The following is an 18,884-nucleotide window of genomic DNA, read 5'->3' as shown; positions in this document are numbered from 1 at the left end:
GCGTAGCCCTTCCCGACGGGCCCGGCCGGCCGAGAGCTCAGGACAGCGCGTCGACCGCCGCGAGGATCTCCTCGGTCTCGGTGCGCGTCGTGTAGTCCACGTGCACGTCGGCGAAGCGGACCACGCCCTCGGCGTCGAGCACCAGGACGGTCGGGAACGGGATCGCCGGGGTGTCGTCGGCGTTCGAGTCCTTCACCGCGAAGCCGAGCGCGGTGTGCGCCTCGATCGCGGCGTCGCTCGGCGCGGTGACGATGCCGAGCTCGGCGGCGAGTGCGTTGGCCGGGTCCGAGACGACGGTGAAGCCGAGCTCGCCGCCCAGCGTGCGGGAGGCGTCGGGCGTCTCCGGGCTCACCGCGACGAAGGCGACGCCGCGGCTCGCGAGCTCGGGCGCGAGGGTCGCGTCGTAGTGGCGCAGCGTGATGTTGCAGTACGGGCACCAGGCGCCGCGGTAGAAGACGAGCACGGCCGGGCCGTCGCCGAGGACGGAGGAGAGCGCGACGGTCTCGCCGGCCTCGGTGAGGACGCTCGCGCTCGGCAGCCGGTCGCCGACCGCGACGGCGCCGACGGGGACGCCGTTCTCGACGAGGTCGGACTGCTCGCCCGCGAAGACGGCGGCGAGCTCGTCGCCGATGGTGTCGTTGAAGCCGGTGGTGAAGTCGGCGGTCTGCGCGCCGATCGTCGAGGTGGTCTGCTCGGTGGGCATCGTCGTCTCCGTTCGGGCGACCGGCGGTCGGACGCTCCGGCGCGATCGTAGGGTCGCGGGATCGGAGCGGACCCGGGCGACGTCATGATTCGTCACGGAGCGGCCCGCCGCAGACGACACCGCCGCACACGACGACGCCGCCCCGATCGCGCGGAGGGCGATCGGAGCGGCGTCGTCGGGAGGTGCTGCTGCGGTCTACTGGAATCCGCCGCCGCGGTCCTCCGGGTCCTCGACGGGGTCGGAGTCGGGCGCGTCGAGCGCGTAGGTCACGTGGACCGACTCGCCGACCTCCTTGGCCGAGACGGACGTGTAGACGAGGTGCGTCTCCTGGCCGTCGACGGCGGCGTAGACGTCGACCGACTTCTCGTAGCCGCCCTCGGTGCTGACACGGGTCTCGGTCTGGCCGTCGAACGGCCCGCCCTGGAAGAAGGCGAGGTAGCTCTCGCCCTCGGAGAGTTCGCGGATGTCGTTGCTCATGGGACAGGTCTACCACTCGGGGTCGGGCGTCCGCCGGACGCGAGGGGTCCGCGGCCCCCGCGGGGCGGCGAGAACGTAGGATGACGGGGATGACGATCGGACGCCGCCTCTTCCTCTCGGGAGCCGCCTCGGGCGCCGGTCTCCTGGCCCTCGCGGCCTGCACCCCGCCGCGGCCGACGCCCACGCGCTCCGTCACCGAGGCCCCGGTGCCCACGCCCAGCACCACCGCGGTGCCGACGCCCGCCGCCTTCGTCCGCTCGGACTGGGGCCAGGACCCGTACGCGCTCGGCGCCGTCTCCTACCTCGCGGTCGGGGCGACCCCGGAGCACCGCGAGGACCTGGCCGGGACCGTGCTCGACCGCCTGTTCTTCGCGGGCGAGGCCACCGACTCCGACTCCCCGGGCACGCTGCAGGGCGCCTGGAACTCGGGGGTCCGCGCGGCCGCCGAGATCGCCGCGATCGCCGAGGAGGGCGAGCGCATCGCGATCATCGGCGCGGGCCTCGCGGGCGCCGTCGCCGCCCGCCGCCTCCTCGACGCCGGCTACGACGTCGCGCTCGTCGAGGCGCGCGACCGCGTCGGCGGCCGCATCGCCACCAGCACGCCCGACGGCTGGCCGATCGCCGTCGACAGCGGCGCCTGGGCGCTCGTGGGGGCCGGCCCGGCCCTCCGGGAGAGCGTCCTCGACGCCGGGATCACCACCTCCGCCGTCGACCTCGCGACCGTGCGCTCGAGCACCGACGACGGCGAGCAGCCGGATGTCGGCGACACCGCGGCGAACGCCCTCACCCGCGCCCTCGAGTGGGCGGCGGAGCAGCCGACCGACCTCGCGCTCGCGGACGCCCTCGCCGGCGCGGGCGCCCCGGACCCGGCCGCCGTCGAGCCCGGCAGCGGGGACGGCGACGCCGCGCGCCTCGCCGCGTTCCTCGCGGGCGGCCCGGCGCTGCGCACGGGCGCCGCACCCGCCGAGCTCTCGGCCTGGTACGGGCTGGGCGACGCCTCGGCCGCCGGCACCGCGGAGGACGTCGCCGACGCGTCCGAGGAGGCCTCGGCGGTCCTCACCGACGGCCTGGCGCCCCTCGTCGAGACCCTCCTGACCGACGTCGAGGTGTCGCTGCGTGCGGCCGTCAGCGGCATCGGCTACACCGAGACGGGCGCGAGCATCCGGCTGGGCACGGGGGAGTCCTTCACCGCCGACCGCGTGCTGGTCACCGTGCCGATCGGCGTGCTGCAGAGCGAGGCGATCGCGTTCGATCCGCCGCTGCCGTTCGCGCACCGCACGGCGATCGCATCGCTCGGCTCCGGCGTGGTCGACACGCTCTGGCTCCGCTTCGACGAGCCGTTCTGGGACACCGATGCGGAGCTGCCCGCGCGCTGGTCGCTGGTGGGCTCCGCGGCGGGCATCACCGAGTGGCTGAACCTCGAGCCGGCGACCGGCGAGCCGGTGCTCGTCGGCCTCGTCGGCGCCGATCAGGCGCTGTCGCTGCAGTCGCTCAGCGACGACGAGCTGCTCGTGGTCGCGCAGTCGGCGCTGACGCCGTTCGCGGTCGCGACCGGCTGAGCCGCTCCCGCAGCCGGGCGAGCCGGCCCCGCCACTCGTCCGCCCGCGCGGCGCCGAGCGGGCGGACCCTGCTGAGCGCGAGGACGAAGGCCGCGATGCCCGAGATGAGGGCGAGCACGATCACGTCGTAGAGGACGAAGGCGACCGGGCCGTCGACCTGGGCGGGGTCGAGGAAGAAGTAGGGGTACCAGCCGATCAGCGCGCCGCGGACGAGCGTGATCACGCCCCAGACGATCGGGAAGCCGAGGACGGTGAGGGTGCCGCGCCAGGCGACGGGCCGGCGCCCGGGTCCGAGGATCCAGTCGAGGAGCGCGAGCGTCGGGATGACGAAGTGCAGCAGCGCGCTCGACCACGGCACGTCGACGCGGACGCCGCGGTTGTTCGCCTCGACGGCGATCAGCCCGAAGACGATGCCCGAGACGACCATGTAGGTGAGCACGAGGGCGCGCACGGTGCTGAGCCAGCGGGGCTCGCGCTCGCGGGCGAGGGCGACGATCCCGGACAGGCCCAGGACGACGACGCCGGCCATGTTCGACTGCGTGGTGAAGTACGCGAAGAAGTTGTCGATCTGGAACAGTCGGAAGCCGAGGGTGTAGAAGAAGTCGCCCACGAGTCCGACGGCCCCGAGTCCCGCGAGCGCGAGACGGAGGATCGCGAACGACTTCCGCACACCCGCTCCGATCCGTCGCCGCACAGCCCGGAGGGCCGGACGTCCGGACGATTCTACGGTCGTGGCGCTCCGAGCTCCCCGGGTGGGGGTGGGTGCCCTGCGACCTCGTCCGCCGTGGCGCCCGGTGCACGGGATACCGTGCACTATGCCGTTCACGCCGAGCCACGCCGTCGTCGCTCTGGCGTTCACGAACAGCAGGATCCCGGCGGCGGCCGTGGCGATCGGCGCGATGGCGCCGGACATCGGCCTGTACCTGCCGCTGCGCTGGGCCCGCGACGCGACGCACTCGATGCTGGGCATCGTGACGGTCGACCTGGTCGTCGGTGCCCTCGGCCTCGTCCTCTGGCTGGTGCTGCTCCAGCCCGCCTGGCGCGATCTCGCGCCGTGGATCGTCCGGGTGCGCCTGCGTCGGCCCGCGGCGCCGCCGCGCACGGCGCGCGCCTGGGTGAGGGCCGTCCTGCTGGCGGCCGCGGGGATCGTGATCGGCTCGGCCACGCACGTGCTCTGGGACGCGTTCACCCACGACGGCGGTCCGTTCGTCGCGGCGCTGCCGTTCCTCCGCGAGGAGGTCGGGCCGTTCCCCGGCTACAAGTGGGCGCAGTACGCGAGCGGGGTGCTCGGTCTTCTCGGTCTCGGGATCGGCGCTCTCGTCTGGTACGTCGCGCGCCGCCCGCGTCCCGTCGCCGCCGATCACCGCGACCCGGCGCGGCTCGCCGCGTGGACGGCCGTGCTGGCGGCGGCGGTCCTGCCGGCCGGCATCGTGCTCTCGGGCTCGGGGATCGATCCGTTCGAGGAGGCGTACCGCTCCTACGTGGTCGACGCGGCGGTCCTCGTCGTCACCTGGACGACCGCCGCCGTCGTCGCGGTGGCCGTGCTCTGGCACCTCGTGCTCGGCGTCGCACCACGCCAGGGGGTGGATGCGGATCCGTCGTGAGGAGGATGCGCAGGTCCATAGCCCGCCGATAGCGTCGATGACGGCCCGTTGGGGCGGGCCGCCTTCGGGGGAAGGCACAAGGGGAAATCGAGGGCCCGTGGCGGATCGCCGCGGGCCCTCTACCTGTCTGCCCCTGCTGATCGAGTGGTCCGCGCCCCTGCTGATCGAGTAGCCCGCGCAGCGGGCGTATCGAGATCCACGTCGCAGACACGGCGGCCGGCTGCCGCATGTGTCGACGAGGGTGGGTCTCGATACGCCCCTGCGGGGCTACTCGACCAGCATGAGCGGGGGGCTGTCCGACCAGCGTGGGCGGCTTCGAGTGGTCCGCGCTCCATGCTGATCGAGTAGCCCGCGCAGCGGGCGTATCGAGATCCACCGTCGCAGACAGGGCGGTCTGCTGCCGCATGTGTCGACGAGGGTGGGTCTCGATACGCCCCTGCGGGGCTACTCGACCAGCATGGACGGGCCCCCTGCGGGGCTAGCGGCGCTTGCCGCCGCCCTTGCCGGAGGGCTTCCGGGGGCGGGTCGCCGCGGCGGTGCGCGAGCCGCTGCGGGGCGCGCCCTCGCCGGCCGCGCCCTTGGGGAGCACGGAGGCGGGCGGGATGGGCCGTCGGGTGACCGGGCGCACCGGCTCGCCGCGGCGCGACTGGCCGGGGATCGGCCGCGAGCGGCGGCCGTAGATGAGCTCGGACGAGTCGAGCAGCCACGGCACCAGCGCGACGGTGACGCCGTGCACGAGCAGCAGCTTCTGCCGGATGCGCCGCGACTTGTGGTTGTGCAGGAAGCCCTCCCACCAGTGCCCGACGATGTACTGCGGCATGTAGACGGTGATGATCTCGGAGCCGTGCTCGAGTCGGTGCGCCTTGATGTACTTGATCAGCGGATACGAGATGTCGCGGTAGGGCGAGGCGATGCAGCGCAGCGGGACCTCGATGTCCATCCGCTCCCAGTCGGTCTTGAGCTGCGCGGTCTGCGTGTCGTCGATCGACGAGTGCACCGCCTCCAGCGACTCGTGCCGCGCGGCGATCGCGTAGTCGAGCGCCTTGAGCGTCGGCTTGTTCATCCGGCCGACCAGGACGATCGCGTGGTCGCCGTTGGCCCCGAAGGTCGTGGTCGGGTCGACCTCGATCTCCTTCTCCACGTCGCGGTAGTAGCGGTAGACGCCCGCCATCAGCACGCCCAGGATCGGCATCACCAGGTAGACGAGCCAGGCGCCGTGGGTGAACTTCGTGATCGTGACGACGACCAGCACCGCGAAGGTGAGCGTGGCGCCGAAGAGGTTGATCGCGAGGCTCGTCCGCACGGTGCGCGAGCCCTCGCCGTTCTTGATCATCCGGATCCAGTGCTTCACCATGCCCGACTGCCCGAGGGTGAAGGAGACGAAGACACCGATGATGTAGAGCTGCACCAGGCTGGTCAGCGAGGCCTGGTAGACGAGCAGGATGACCGCCGCGACGAGCGCCAGGATGATGACGCCGTTGGAGTAGATCAGGCGGTCGCCGCGGGTGTTCAGCGACTTGGGCGCGTAGCCGTCGCGGGCGAGCACGGAGCCCAGCAGCGGGAAGCCGTTGAACGCGGTGTTGGCCGCGAGCAGGAGCACCGCGGCGGTGGCGGCCTGGATCACGAAGAAGAGGATCGTGTTGTTGCCGAAGGTGGCGGCGGCGACCTGCGCGATCACCGAGCGCTGCGGCGTCGTCGCGCAGTCGGTGAAGCCGATCAGGTGGCAGGCGTTCTCGGCGTAGTGCACGTTCGAGAGCAGTGCGAGCGCGGTCAGGCCGACGAAGAGGACGATCGCGATGGTGCCCATCGCGACGAGCGTGCGCTGCGCGTTCTTGACCTTCGGGGCGCGGAACGCGGGCACGCCGTTCGAGATCGCCTCGACGCCGGTGAGGGCCGCGCAGCCGCTGGCGAAGGAGCGCAGCAGCAGCAGGACGATCGCGGCCTGGGTGAGCTGCTCGCCCTCCACGGTGTAGCCGGCCGACTCCGCCACCGGAGCGTCGCCGAACGCGGCGCGGCCGAGGCCGACGACGACCATCACGAAGACGCTCGCGACGAAGAGGTAGGTGGGGACGGCGAACGCCCTGCTCGACTCCGAGACGCCGCGGAGGTTGACGGCGGCGAGGAGGATCACGAAGAGGATCGCCAGCTCGACGCGCAGCGGAGCGAGGGCGGGGATCGCGGAGATGATGTTGTCGACGCCCGAGGCGACCGAGACGGCGACGGTGAGCACGTAGTCGACGAGGAGCGCGGCGGCGACCGTGAGGCCCGCCGTCTCGCCGAGGTTGGTGCGGGCGACCTCGTAGTCGCCGCCGCCCGAGGGGTACGCCTTGATCAGCTGGCGGTAGCTGAGGACGACGACGACCAGCAGCACGACGACGCAGGCGGCGACCCAGGGGGCGAAGGTGAGGAAGGAGAGACCGCCGAGCAGCAGGATCATCAGCAGCTCCTGCGGCGCGTAGGCCACGGAGGAGAGCGGGTCGCTGGCGAAGATGGGGAGGGCGAGCCGCTTCTGCAGGAGCTGGCCCTCGAGCTTGTCGCTGGAGAGGGGCTCGCCGATGAAGAAGTGCTTCGCCGTGCGGAGCTCGTTCGCGTCGGCGTCGCCCGCACCGGGGGAGGACGCCTTCGCGCCGGAAGGGGTGCCCTCGTGTGTCACGAGCGACGACACTACTCCGTGGCGGAGGGCAGTCAAGCCGCTGCGGCGCCAGCCGTACGAGCGCTGAACCCGCGCTGTGACCGGGCATTTCCGCACCTGTCGGTCTGGGGTGCGAGCGGAGGTCACCATCTGTGGGACAGGGGGTCAAATCACCCTCGAACTGGGGCCATCTTTCCCGCTGTGAAATCGCCGGAAGTCTGTTGAAGTCGGAGGTGGATCACTCCGATGGGGGGAGCCGACGGAGGGTTCTCCGTCGACGCTCGGAGGGTTCCGCACCGTTCCGCCGCCTCCCGGCCCCTGACCCGAGCCCCGCTGCAGCGGCGCGGGCGCTCGCCCGGAGTGCCTGCGTCGACCCGCTCGCACCCTGACAGGTCGGCCGAGACGCCGACAGAATCGACGGAACCCGTGTCCTCTTCCCGCACCGCCGCGCCGCCGGCCCGCTCGCGCCTCCATCGCGCAGCCGGTCTGCTCACCGCGCTCGCCGTGACCGCCGGCATCGCCCTCGCCGGCTCCGCCCCCGCCCAGGCCGCCACCACCGGCCGCTACCTCGTCTCGGTCGACACGAGCTCGATCTCGGAGCAGGTCGTCCGCGCACTCGGCGTCGCCGACGACGTGCAGTTCGAGGGCGGCGTCGCGGGCTTCACCGCTCCGCTCACCGCGCGCCAGAAGGCGGTCCTCGAGGCCGACTCGCGCGTCCTCGGCGTCACGCCGGCCGACCAGGTCGTCGACGGCCAGGCGCAGACCGTCCCCTCGCACGTGCTCACCGCGGAGGCCGACAAGGCCCCGGTGCGCGCGGGCGACGGAGTGACGAACTACGCCGGCCCGGCCGTCGCGGTCATCGACTCCGGCGTCAGCTCGCACCCCGACTACAACCTGAAGGAGCAGATCAACTGCTTCGGCTCGGGCACCGCCGCCGACGCCAACGGCCACGGCACGGGCGTCTCCGGCTACATGGCCGCGCTCGACAACGGCTCCGGCACCGTGGGCGTCGCCCCGGGCGCTCCGATCTACTCGATCCGCGCGCTCGACGCGAACAACCGCGGCAACACCGGCACCCTGATGTGCGCCCTCGACTGGGTGTCCGCGAACGCGGCGAAGTACAACATCAAGGTCGTCAACATGTCGCTCGCCACCTACGGCACCGACGACGGCAACTGCGGCCGCTCGAACGGCGACGTGATCCACCAGGCGATCTGCGACCTGGAGAGCAAGGGCATCGTCTCCGTCGGCTCCGCGGGCAACACCTCCGAGGACCTCGCGGGCTGGATCCCGGCCGCCTACGACGAGGTGCTCGCCGTGACCAACATGGCCAACTACGACGGCAAGCCCGGCGGACTCGGCACCGCGCCCTGCAGCGTCCAGACCAAGGACGACGCGGTCTCGACGAACAGCAACTTCGCCGTCTCGGCCGCTGACCAGAAGCACACCATCGCCGCGCCCGGCATGTGCCCGTACACCACCAAGAAGGGCGGGGCCTACGCCTACATCCAGTCGGGCACCAGCATGGCGGCCGCCGCCACCAGCGGTGTCGTCCTCGACTGCATGACCACCGGCGGCTCCTGCGTCGGCAAGACCCCGGCGCAGGTCCGCGCCCAGGTCATCGCTCAGGCGAAGGCGGCGACCGAGCGCGGCCGCAGCTTCCAGGGCGACCCGACCCGCGCCGTCGCCGGCCGCTACTTCGGCTATGCCGTGAGCACGATCCCCGTCGGCACCGCGCCGGCGCCGGACCCGACTCCGACCGCGACGCCGACCGCGACCGCGACGCCGACGGCCACCCCGACGGCGACGCCGACCGCGACGGCCACGCCGAAGCCGACCGCGACGCCGACGGCGACTGCGACTCCCAAGCCGACGGCGACCGCGACGCCCAAGCCGACCGCGACCGCGACGCCGACCACCCCGCCGGTGGCCGACACGCAGAAGCCCGTGGTGAGCATCACCTCGCCCGCGACCAACACCACGGTCGTCGGCTCGATCCGCCTCGTGGCATCGGCCAGCGACAACGTCGGCGTGACGGCCGTCGCGTTCTACGCGAGCGGCACGAAGCTCGGCAACGGCGTGAAGCAGGCGGACGGATCGTGGGCCCTGACCGCGAGCTCGTCGACCTACCCGAACGGCGCCTACCAGGTGACCGCCAAGGCCCAGGACAAGGCCGGCAACGTGACGACCAGCGCGGCGATCACGCTGCGCGTCGCGAACTGAGTCCCGCGCACTGAACGGAGGGGTCCCGCCTGACGGCGGGGCCCCTTCGTCGTTCCCGGCGTGCCTGCGGTGGGTGGGTCTCGATACGCCGCTGCGCGGCTACTCGACCTGCATGGAGGGCCGCTGCGCGGCGGCCGGATCGGCATGAAGGGGCCGCCACCATGCTGATCGAGTAGCCCGCAGGGCGTATCGAGATCCGCGCGTGCTGGCGGTGGGTGGGTCTCGATACGCCGCTGCGCGGCTACTCGACCAGCATGACGGGGCCGCTGCGCGGCGGCCGGATCGGCATGAAGGGGCCGCTGCGCGGCTACTCGACCTGCATGACGCGGCGCCGCAGCCGCGCCCACTCGCCCGAGAGGGCTCGTTCTCCGGGCGGAGAACGAGCCTTCTTGGGCGAGTCGGGTCGCGCAGGGCGTCAAGGGCGGGTGGCCGCGCCGATCAGGCGGGTGAGGGCGTCGCGGACGGACGTCAGCTCGTCGAGGGGGAGGTCGAGGCGCTCGACGATCTGCGGGGGGACGCGGAGGGCCTGCTCGCGCAGGGCCGCTCCCTCCGGGGTCAAGGCGACGTCGAGGCGGCGCTCGTCCTCGGTGCTGCGGGCCCGCGTGACGTAGCCGCCGGCCTCGAGCCGCTTCACCAGGGGGCTGAGCGTGGCGGGCTCGAGGTGCAGGGCGTCGCCGAGGTCGGCGAGCGAGCGCGGGGCCCGCTCCCAGAGCGCGAGCATCACCAGGTACTGCGGATGGGTCAGGCCGAGCGGCTCGAGCACGGGCCGGTAGAGGCCGATCACGGTGCGGGCGGCCACCGCCAGCGAGAAGCAGACCTGGTTCTGCAGGGCGAGCGGGTCGATGCTCTCGGGTGCGGTCGTCACGGGATCGGCCCTCCCTCCCCTTCGTGCGCTGATGGTTAGTACGCTAAGCATATGGCGAAGCCGACCCGATCCCTCTATCAGCGCTTCAACGCGCGGCTCTTCCCCTGGCTCGGTCCGCCTCCGCTCGGCCCCTACGACCAGCCCGAGCCCGAGGCTCCGGCCGGGCGCGCCTGCCCGCTCTGCGGCCGCGCGATGTCGGAGCACGTGATCGACCGCAGCGGCCCGCGCACCCAGCTGTACTGCCCGGACTCCGTCGCCTGATCGCCTGCCGCCCCTCCGCCCGATCGGCGCCTCCGACGCCGCACGTCCCCGTTCGGGGGCCACTGGATCACGGCGCCGGGGGCGGATGATGAGCGCATGTCCCGTCTGCGCTCCGATACCGCCCGTGCCGTCCAGTTCACCCGCTTCGGCGGGGTGGACGTGCTCGAGATCGCCGACATCGCGCGGCCCCAGCCCGGGCCGGGGGAGGTGCTGGTCGAGGTCCTCGCGGCCGGCGTGAACCACATGGAGGCCTTCATTCGGCAGGGGATGTTCGACTCCGAGCACTCCGCGGCCTTCCCGATGCGCCAGGGCACCGACTTCTCCGGCATCGTCGTCGGCCTCGGCGAGGGCGTCAGCGACCTCAAGCTGCGCAGCGACGTCGTCGGCCACGCGCTGGTCGGCTCGCACGCCACCCACATCGTCGTTCCGCGCCAGAACCTCGTCGCCAAGCCCGCCTCGGTCAGCTGGGAGGTCGGCGGCGCGCTGTTCCTCGCGGGCGTCACCGCCTGGCGCGCGATCGAGGCCATGCACATCGGACCGGACGACACCGTGGTCGTCTCGGCGGCGGCGGGCGGCGTGGGCAGCATGGAGATCCAGCTGGCGAAGCTGCGCGGCGCGACCGTGCTCGGCACCTGCGGCGAGCGCAACTTCGACTACCTCCGCCAGATCGGCGTGAAGCCGATCGTCTACGGCGACGGCATCGCCGACCGGATCCGCGCGGCGGCACCGAACGGCGTCACCGTCTTCCTCGACAACTTCGGCGGCGACAACGCGGAGCTGGCCGAGGAGCTCGGCATCGAGCCGGCCCGCTTCCACTCCAGCGACGACCGCAAGGAGATCGAGCTGCGCGCCGTCTGGCCCGACGCCGAGACCGCGCGCCGCGACACCGAGATCCTCGGCGAGCTGGTCGCGCTCGTCCGCGACCAGAAGCTGCGGGTGCTCGTCTCCGGCTTCTACCCCTACGGCTTCGTGCAGGACGCCTTCGACGACCTGGAGAAGCGGCACTCGCGCGGCAAGATCGTGCTCGGCATGAACCCTGTCGACGCGGGGCGCGTGACCAAGGCCCGCGACATCCACGAGGCCGGCGCCTAGGGTCGGCGCTCGGGCCTAGGCTCGGCTCTCGGGAGGGAGCCGCGTGGAGGAACCGGTCGTCGCCATCATCTGGATCGTCTCGTTCGTGGTCGTCACCGTGCTGGTGACGGGGCTCTCGGGCAAGGCGGGCTGGTCGGCTCCCGTGGCGCTCGTCGCCGTCGGCGCGCTGGTCTCCTTCGTCCCCGGGATCCCCGAGGTCGTCGTCGAGCCGGACGTCGTGCTCTACGGGATCCTGCCGCCGCTGCTCTACGCGGCGGCGATCCGCACCTCGGTGCTGGACGTGCGCGCCCGCGGCGACAGCATCCTGCTGCTCTCGGTCGGGCTCGTGGTCTTCACGGTGCTCGTGGTTGGCGCGGTCGCCTGGGCGGTGGTGCCGGCGATCTCGATCGCGGCGGCGCTCGCCTTCGGCGCGATCGTGGCGCCGACGGACGCCGTGGCGGTGACCGCGATCGCGGGGCGCCTGCGACTCCCGCGGCGGATGCTGACCGTGCTCGAGGGCGAGAGCCTGCTGAACGACGCGACCGCGCTCGTGGCGCTGAACGCGTCGCTGCTCGCGATCGTCAGCACCGTGACGCCCGGCGGGATCGCGCTCGACTTCGTCCTCGCGGTCGTCGTCGGCGGCGGCGTCGGCCTGCTGGTCGCCTTCGTCCTCGGGGTCGTGCGCAAGCAGGTGTCCTCGTCGGTGCTCGACACGAGCCTCTCGCTGGTGACGCCCTACGTCGCGTTCATCCCGGCGCAGCTGCTGCACGGCTCGGGAGTGCTGGCCGTCGTGGTCGCCGGGCTCTTCCTCGGCTTCCGGGCGCCGGTGATCCAGTCGGCGCAGGCGCGGATCGCGGAGTCGCTGAACTGGCGGACGATCCAGTTCCTGCTCGAGAACGCGGTGTTCCTCTTCATCGGGCTGAGCCTGTCCTCGGTGGTCCGGGCGACCGCCGACTCCGACATCGGCGTCTGGCAGGGGATCGGCATCAGCGCCGCACTGCTCGGGGCGCTGATCGCGAGCCGGGTGGTCTGGATGTGCCTGACGACCCTGCTCTTCCGGCACGGACCACGACGGCTGCAGCAGCGCGGCTGGACCTGGCCGACCGCGATCGGGGTGTCCGTCGCCGGGATCCGCGGGGTCGTCACGCTCGCCGCCGCGTTCCTGCTGCCGGAGGAGACGCCGCAGCGCGCGTTCCTGCAGTTCCTGGCGTTCGTGGTGGTCGCGGGGACGCTGGTCGAGGGGCTCGCGCTGCCGCGGGTGGTGCGGCTGCTGAAGCTGCCGGCGCCGAACGAGCAGCAGGAGCACGTGGAGAAGCAGATGCTGCTGGCCGAGGCGCAGTCGGCCGGGCTGGCGCGGCTCGACCGGGAGCCGCAGGACGGCGTCGAGGAGCGGGTGCTCGACCGGCTGCGGCGGAACGCGGTGTTCCTCTCGGACGCGCTGGAGAATCCGCCGGAGGGCGAGGGGGCCGAGCCGCTGACCCACTCCTACAACCGGCTGCGGCGCGTGATGATCGCGGCCGAGCGCGAGGCGGTGCTGAAGGCGCGGGCGGAGGGGCGGTACCAGGAGCCGGCGGTGCTGAGCGCGCTGGCGTTCCTCGACGTGGAGGAGGAGGCGCTGGCGGTGGGGCGGCAGTAGGGGCTGCGGGGGCTGCGGCCGCGGGGGCTGCGGCGCCTGGAGGACGGGCGGAAGATCCTATAGGATCGATGGTGTCCGGCCGGAGGGCCGGTGCACTCGATGATGAGGAGCCCGACGCGCATGACCCGTCTCTGGAACGAACCCGCCGACTTCGCCGACGACATGGTCGACGGCTTCGTCCGCGCCAACGGCCGCTGGGTCCGCAAGGTCGTCGGCGGCGTCTCCCGCTCGACCCGCTCCGAGGAGCCCGAGGTCGCGGTGGTGATCGGCGGCGGCTCCGGCCACTACCCCGCCTTCGCCGGACTGGTCGGACCCGGCCTCGCCCACGGCGCCGCTATGGGCAACCTCTTCGCCTCGCCCTCGGCGCACCAGGTCGAGTCGGTGATCCGCGCGAGCGAGCAGGGCCGCGGGGTGCTGCTCAGCTACGGCAACTACGCCGGTGACGTGCTGCACTTCACCGCCGCGCAGGACGCGGTGCGGGCCGACGGCATCGACTGCCGCACCGTCACGGTGACCGACGACATCTTCAGCGCGAAGCCCGAGGAGGCGCACAAGCGCCGCGGCATCGCGGGCGACCTCACCGTCTTCAAGGTGGCCGGAGCGGCCGCCGCGGCCGGGTACTCGATCGACGACGTCGAGCGCGTGGCCGTGCTCGGCAACGCGCGCACCCGCTCCCTCGGCGTCGCCTTCACCGGCTGCACGCTGCCCGGTGCGGACGAGCCGCTGTTCTCGGTGCCCGAGGGTCGGATGGCGGTCGGGCTGGGCATCCACGGCGAGCCGGGGATCGACGAGGTCGACATCCCCAGTGCCGCGGAGCTCGCCGAGCTGTTCGTGACCCACCTGCTCGCCGACGCCGAGATCCCCAAGGGCGTGAGCGTCGACGGCGCCCGCGTCGTCCCGGTGCTGAACGGCCTCGGCTCGGTGAAGAGCGAGGAGCTGTTCGTCGTCTTCAGCACGATCGCGGACCTGCTCGAGGCGCGCGGGATCACCCTCGTCGACCCGCAGGTCGGCGAGTTCTGCACCAGCTTCGACATGGCCGGCGTCTCGCTGACGCTGTTCTGGGTCGACGAGGAGCTCGAGACGCTCTGGTCGGCGCCGAGCGACACCCCGGCCTTCCGCACCGGCGCGGTCGACGGCGGCGCACTGGTGACCGTGACGGCGACGCAGGCCGAGGCGGTCGCGGAGGAGATCGGCGAGGCGACCGAGGAGTCGCGCGCCGCCGCCGCCCGGCTGTCGGACGCGATCGCGGCGATCCGCGACGTGATCGACGCGAACGCCGACGAGCTCGGCCGTCTCGACTCCATCGCCGGCGACGGCGACCACGGCATCGGCATGCAGCGCGGGGCGCGGGCCGCGGCGCAGGAGGCGGCCGGCGTGCTCGAGCGCGGGGCGGGGGCGCGGACGCTGCTCACCCGGGCGGGCGACGCCTGGTCGGACCGCGCCGGCGGGACCTCCGGAGCGCTCTGGGGCGTCATCCTCCGCAGTGTCGGGGACGCGCTCGGCGACGACCGGGCCGTGAGCGCGCGCGAGGTGAGCGCGGGAGTGACCGCCGCCTCCGACGCCGTGCGCGGCTACGGGAAGGCGAGCGTCGGCGACAAGACGATGGTCGACGCGCTGGTGCCGTTCGCCGAGACGCTCGCGGAGCGGGCCGGCGCGGGCGATGCGCTCGGCGACGCGTGGACCGCCGCCTCCGCGGCCGCCCGCTCGGCCGCCGACGCCACCTCGGACCTGATGCCCGGCCTCGGCCGCGCGCGCTCGCACGGCGAGAAGTCGCTCGGCACGCCCGATCCCGGCGCGGTGTCGTTCGCGCTGATCGTCGAGGCGATCGCTCCGCTGCTCGGTGCCGGATCCGGTGCCGCACCGTCCACCACCGCACCGTCCACGAACGAAGGAGAGACCGCATGAGCACCACCTGGAGGATCGTCGTCGGATCGGACGACGCCGGCTACGACTACAAGGAGATCCTGAAGCGCGACCTCGAGGGCGACGACCGCGTCGTCTCGGTGGTCGACGTGGGGGTCGACGCCGAGTCGCACACGCCGTACCCGAGCGTCGCGATCGCGGCCGCCGAGATGGTGGCGCGCGGCGACGCGGACCGGGCGCTGCTGATCTGCGGCACCGGCCTGGGCGTCGCGATCGCGGCGAACAAGGTCGAGGGGATCCGCGCCGTGACCGCGCACGACTCCTTCTCGGTGGAGCGCGGAGTGCTCTCGAACCACGCGCAGGTGCTCTGCATGGGGCAGCGCGTGGTCGGCATCGAGGTCGCCCGCCGCAACGTGCGCGAGTGGCTCGGCTACGTCTTCGACGAGTCGAGCGCCTCGGCCGCGAAGGTGGAGGAGATCGTCGAGTACGAGCGCTCCTGAGCGGCGGCCGGGCGGCCTCAGTGGACGCCCGTTCGCGACTGCGTAAGCTGAGCCGACCCCCTTCCGCATCAATCCGCGAGGCTGTGATGACCGACCCCGTGTTCCGCCTCACCGGCGCGGAGTCGATCGAGCGGCGGGGCCTGCGCGACCACGTCTACGAGCGCGTGCTCGACGTGCTCCTCGGCTCGGACATCGAGCCGGGCATGCGCCTGTCGATCGACGCCGTCGCGCGCGAGCTCGGCGTCTCGCCGACCCCGGTGCGCGAGGCGCTCGTGCAGCTCGAGCGGACCGGCCTCGTCACCCGGGTGGCCAACAAGGGCTACCGGGTGGCGCCTCCGCTCGCCGACGACCAGCTGGACGCGCTCTTCGACGCGCGGCTGGTGCTCGAGAGCGGCGCGGCGGCCCTCGCCTCGGCGCACGAGGCGGCGCTGGTGCCGCGGCTGCAGGAGGCGCTCGCCGCGCACGAGGCGATGACGGCCGTGGTGCGGGCCACCGACGGTGACCTGCCGGTGGCGCTGCTGCGCGAGTACTTCGCGGTGGACTGGAACTTCCACCACCTGATCTTCGAGGGCACGCACAACCCGTTCCTCATCGACATGTCGGAGGCGATCTCCACCCGCGTGCACCGGATGCGCCAGACGGTGCAGACCGGCGTCAGCGACGCGGACGACGCCGTCGTGGAGCACCGGGCGATCGTGGACGCGTTCGCGGCCGGGCCGGAGGCGGCGGCGGCGGCGATGCGCGCGCACATCGAGCGCGTGCGGGAGCGGTCGCGGCGCGACTCCGTCCGCGCGCGCTAGCCGGCGCGCGGCCGAGCCCCGGCTCCGGCTCGCGGAACCGGGCTGTCTCAGCGTGCCGGAGCGCGTTTCACGTGCCGGAGGTGGCCGGAGCGGGGCACGGCTTCAGGCCGCCTCATGCTGGTCGAGTAGCCGCGGAGCGGCGTATCGAGACCGACGTTCTGCAGTCGGTGGATCTCGATACGCCCGCTGCGCGGGCTACTCGATCAGCATGGATGGCCGCCGGGCCAACTTCGGCACGTGTCCTCGGCTCGGGCTCGTGGTTTCGGGCTGTTTCGACGTGCCGGAGTGCGTTTCACGTGCCGGAGGTGGGTGGAGCGTCGGCTGCTGCAGGTTCGGCTCCTGTTTTCGGCTCGGGCTCGTGGATTCGGGCTGTTTCGACGTGCCGGAGTGCGTTTCACGTGCCGGAGATCGGCTGGGTGGAGCTTCGGCTCGTGATTTCGGCTTCGGCTCGTGGATTCGGGCTGTTTCGACGTGCCGGAGTGTCTTTCGCGTGCCGGAGGTGGGTGCGGGGGATGTTCGGCTCGTGGATTCGGCTCGGGCTCGCGGGATCGGGCGTTCTTCACGTGCCGAGGGCGGTTTCGCGTGCCGGAGGTGGCTGGAGGGGCGCGCGGGTTCCGGCCGCCTCATGCTGGTCGAGTAGCCGCGGAGCGGCGTATCGAGACCCACGTTCTGCAGTCGGTGGATCTCGATACGCCCGCTGCGCGGGCTACTCGATCAGCATGGATGGCCGCTGCGCCAGGTTCGGCACGTGTTCTCGGCTCGGGCTCGTGGATTCGGGCTGTTTCGACGTGCCGAAGTGTCTTTCGCGTGCCGGAGGTGGGTGCGGGGGATGTTCGGCTCGTGGATTCGGCTCGGGCTCGCGGGATCGAGCGTTTTCCACGTGCCGAGGGCGGTTTCGCGTGCCGGAGTTGGTCGGAGCGGCGCGCGGGTTCGGCCGCCCCATGCTGGTCGAGTAGCCGCGGAGCGGCGTATCGAGACCCACGTTCTGCAGTCGGTGGATCTCGATACGCCCGCTGCGCGGGCTGCTCGATCAGCATGGGTGGCCGCCGCGCAGGTCCGTCGATCAGCATGGGTGCCCGCCGCGCGGGTCCGTCGATCCGCAGGGGTACCGCCGCGCGGGTCCGTCGATCGGCAGGGGTGCGCGGCCGACGACGGAGGGCCCGGCCGCGCGGTGCGGTCGGGCCCTCCGAGGGGGTGGCAGCGGGTCAGTGGCCCGCTTGCACGCTGGTGGTCTCGAGCAGCTCGTCCGCCTTGGAGCCGCGGAAGAACTTGGTGCAGAACATCATGGCGGCGGCGAGGAAGGCGAAGACGCCGAGGGAGACGACTCCCCACACGCCGCTGTCGGTGGGCACGGCCTCGTTGAAGCCGTTGCGCATCAGCGGGGCGACGAAGCCGCCCAGGTTGCCGAGCGAGTTGATCAGACCGATGCCGGCCGCGGCCGCCGCTCCGGTGAGGAACGCGGTCGGGTAGGCCCAGGTGATCGGTCCGACCGAGAGGAAGCTCGCCACCGCGAGGGTGATGAACAGCAGGCCGAGGATCGGCTGGCCGGCCGAGCCCGCCCAGGCCGAGCCGAAGATCGACAGGCCGGTGAAGATGTAGAACATCGAGCCCCACGAGCGGCGGCGGCGGATCGTGTTGGCGTGCTGGCCGACGAAGTAGCAGGCGAACAGTCCCACCAGCCACGGGATGGCCGAGACGAGGCCGACCTGGAAGCCGACGTCCTGCCCGATCAGGTTCGCGACCTGCTGCGGGAGGTAGAACGTCGTGCCGTAGACCGCGATCTGCAGGCAGAAGTAGATGATCGTGAAGTACCAGACCTTCCAGCTGGCCATCGCCTTCCAGATGCCGGTCGGGCCGTCGGCCTGGCGCACGGTGTCCTCGCGCTCCATCGCCGCCGTCAACGAGTCCTTCTCGCCCTGCGTCAGCCACTTCGCCTTCTGCGGATGGTTCGTCAGGAACTTCAGTGCCGCGAAGCCGGCGATCACCGCGAGCAGGCCCTCGGTGAAGAACATCACCTGCCAGCCCTCCCACGGGGTGATCTGGTTGCCGACGCTGATCAGGCCACCGCTGAGCGGGGCGCCGAGCATCTGCGAGAACGGCTGCGCCAGGTAGAAGATGGCGAACATCTGCACGCGGACCTTGTTGGGGAACCACTCCGACAGGAACATGATCACGCCCGGGAAGAGCCCGGCCTCGGTCACGCCGAGCAGGAAGCGCAGGATGATGAACATCGTGTCGCCGGTGGTGAAGGCGAACGCCGCGGCGACGATGCCCCAGGTGACCGCGATGCGGGCCAGCCAGAAGCGGGCGCCGAAGCGCTTGAGCAGCAGATTGCTCGGGATCTCGAAGATCGCGTAGCCGATGAAGAAGATGCCGGCGCCGAGGGCGAACGCTCCGTCCGAGATGCCGCGGTCGACCGAGAGCGCCTCCTCGGCGAAGCCGACGTTGGTGCGGTCGAGGAACGCGACGAAGTAGAGGATGACGAGCATCGGCATCAGATGCCGCGACGCCTTCGAGATGGCGGATTTCAGCGCGGGATCACGGGTGGATCCGAGGGCTGGGGTCGGGGTGGTCAAGGCGCTCTCCTTTGAGTCGGCCGAAGCGGTGGCGGGTGGAGGGGAAGGGTCAGGAGCCGAGGGCGGGCAGGATCTGCGCCATGCCGACGGCGACGAGGATCACGCCGACGCCGA

The 18,884-nt window shown here is 72.4% G+C and carries 15 protein-coding genes; 9 read left to right on the top strand and 6 right to left on the bottom strand.

Annotation, left to right across the window (positions count from 1 at the left end):
* Nucleotides 1-37: 37 nt before the first annotated feature.
* Both HQQ82_RS10075 and HQQ82_RS10070 read right to left on the bottom strand, forming a co-directional pair.
* A complete protein-coding gene (locus HQQ82_RS10075) occupies nucleotides 38-703 on the bottom strand; it encodes a peroxiredoxin-like family protein (RefSeq protein ID WP_173232869.1) in 666 nt (221 codons plus the stop codon).
* 195 nt (nucleotides 704-898) lie between these two features.
* The gene (locus HQQ82_RS10070) at nucleotides 899-1,180 is read right to left on the bottom strand and encodes an oligoribonuclease (protein WP_123448078.1); all 282 of its coding nucleotides are present in this window, start codon (nucleotides 1,178-1,180) and stop codon (nucleotides 899-901) included.
* Nucleotides 1,181-1,269: 89 nt separating this feature from the next.
* Here HQQ82_RS10070 and HQQ82_RS10065 point away from each other — a divergent pair, with 89 nt between their 5' ends.
* Nucleotides 1,270-2,739 (top strand): NAD(P)/FAD-dependent oxidoreductase, encoded by a 1,470-nt coding sequence (locus HQQ82_RS10065; protein WP_173232868.1) that lies wholly within the window; start codon nucleotides 1,270-1,272, stop codon nucleotides 2,737-2,739.
* Here HQQ82_RS10065 and HQQ82_RS20350 read toward each other — a convergent pair.
* Nucleotides 2,672-3,409, bottom strand: coding sequence for a Pr6Pr family membrane protein (locus HQQ82_RS20350; protein WP_173232867.1), 738 nt, complete (start codon nucleotides 3,407-3,409; stop codon nucleotides 2,672-2,674). The two genes, HQQ82_RS10065 and HQQ82_RS20350, sit on opposite strands and share 68 nt — an antisense overlap.
* Nucleotides 3,410-3,554: 145 nt before the next feature.
* Here HQQ82_RS20350 and HQQ82_RS10055 point away from each other — a divergent pair, with 145 nt between their 5' ends.
* Nucleotides 3,555-4,343 (top strand): DUF4184 family protein, encoded by a 789-nt coding sequence (locus HQQ82_RS10055; protein WP_173232866.1) that lies wholly within the window; start codon nucleotides 3,555-3,557, stop codon nucleotides 4,341-4,343.
* Nucleotides 4,344-4,821: 478 nt separating this feature from the next.
* On the opposite strand, the gene HQQ82_RS10050 is transcribed toward HQQ82_RS10055, so the two are convergent.
* Nucleotides 4,822-6,900, bottom strand: a complete 2,079-nt coding sequence (locus HQQ82_RS10050) for an APC family permease (protein WP_367947917.1) — start codon at nucleotides 6,898-6,900, stop codon at nucleotides 4,822-4,824.
* A gap of 501 nt (nucleotides 6,901-7,401) precedes the next feature.
* On the opposite strand from HQQ82_RS10050, the gene HQQ82_RS20600 reads away from it, so the two are divergent.
* Nucleotides 7,402-9,198, top strand: a complete 1,797-nt coding sequence (locus HQQ82_RS20600) for an Ig-like domain-containing protein (RefSeq protein WP_173232864.1) — start codon at nucleotides 7,402-7,404, stop codon at nucleotides 9,196-9,198.
* A gap of 415 nt (nucleotides 9,199-9,613) precedes the next feature.
* Here the strand turns inward: HQQ82_RS20600 and HQQ82_RS10040 are convergent, their stop codons facing one another.
* Nucleotides 9,614-10,063 carry a MarR family winged helix-turn-helix transcriptional regulator gene (locus tag HQQ82_RS10040; RefSeq protein ID WP_367947901.1) on the bottom strand — a complete coding sequence of 150 codons (450 nt, stop codon included), beginning with the start codon at nucleotides 10,061-10,063 and terminating at the stop codon, nucleotides 9,614-9,616.
* Between the two features lie 51 nt (nucleotides 10,064-10,114).
* Between HQQ82_RS10040 and HQQ82_RS10035 the strand changes: the two genes are divergently transcribed.
* The 6 genes from HQQ82_RS10035 (at nucleotide 10,115) to HQQ82_RS10010 (ending at nucleotide 16,194) form a co-directional block, all read left to right on the top strand.
* Nucleotides 10,115-10,324, top strand: coding sequence for a hypothetical protein (locus HQQ82_RS10035; RefSeq protein ID WP_173232862.1), 210 nt, complete (start codon nucleotides 10,115-10,117; stop codon nucleotides 10,322-10,324).
* Nucleotides 10,325-10,420: 96 nt separating this feature from the next.
* Nucleotides 10,421-11,416 carry an NADP-dependent oxidoreductase gene (locus HQQ82_RS10030; protein WP_173232861.1) on the top strand — a complete coding sequence of 332 codons (996 nt, stop codon included), beginning with the start codon at nucleotides 10,421-10,423 and terminating at the stop codon, nucleotides 11,414-11,416.
* A gap of 43 nt (nucleotides 11,417-11,459) precedes the next feature.
* Nucleotides 11,460-13,031: a cation:proton antiporter gene (locus HQQ82_RS10025; RefSeq protein WP_173232860.1), complete on the top strand. Its 1,572-nt coding sequence runs from the start codon at nucleotides 11,460-11,462 to the stop codon at nucleotides 13,029-13,031.
* A 120-nt stretch (nucleotides 13,032-13,151) separates the two neighbouring features.
* On the top strand, nucleotides 13,152-14,936 hold the full coding sequence (locus HQQ82_RS10020; RefSeq protein WP_173232859.1) for a dihydroxyacetone kinase family protein: 1,785 nt from the start codon (nucleotides 13,152-13,154) through the stop codon (nucleotides 14,934-14,936).
* The gene (locus HQQ82_RS10015; protein ID WP_173232858.1) at nucleotides 14,933-15,394 is read left to right on the top strand and encodes a ribose-5-phosphate isomerase; all 462 of its coding nucleotides are present in this window, start codon (nucleotides 14,933-14,935) and stop codon (nucleotides 15,392-15,394) included. The genes HQQ82_RS10020 and HQQ82_RS10015 overlap by 4 nt, the downstream gene beginning before the upstream one ends.
* Nucleotides 15,395-15,480: 86 nt before the next feature.
* Nucleotides 15,481-16,194 (top strand): GntR family transcriptional regulator, encoded by a 714-nt coding sequence (locus HQQ82_RS10010; RefSeq protein WP_173232857.1) that lies wholly within the window; start codon nucleotides 15,481-15,483, stop codon nucleotides 16,192-16,194.
* 1,205 nt (nucleotides 16,195-17,399) lie between these two features.
* Here HQQ82_RS10010 and HQQ82_RS10005 read toward each other — a convergent pair.
* Entirely contained in the window at nucleotides 17,400-18,770 is a 1,371-nt protein-coding gene (locus HQQ82_RS10005; protein WP_254071357.1) for an MFS transporter, read from the bottom strand.
* Nucleotides 18,771-18,884 lie beyond the last annotated feature (114 nt).

The organism is Rathayibacter sp. VKM Ac-2856 (assembly GCF_013205055.1).
In the GTDB taxonomy this organism is placed as follows: domain Bacteria; phylum Actinomycetota; class Actinomycetes; order Actinomycetales; family Microbacteriaceae; genus Rathayibacter.
The sequence above is the reverse complement of the archived record's forward strand: the minus strand, read 5'-3'. Positions and strand labels throughout refer to the sequence as shown.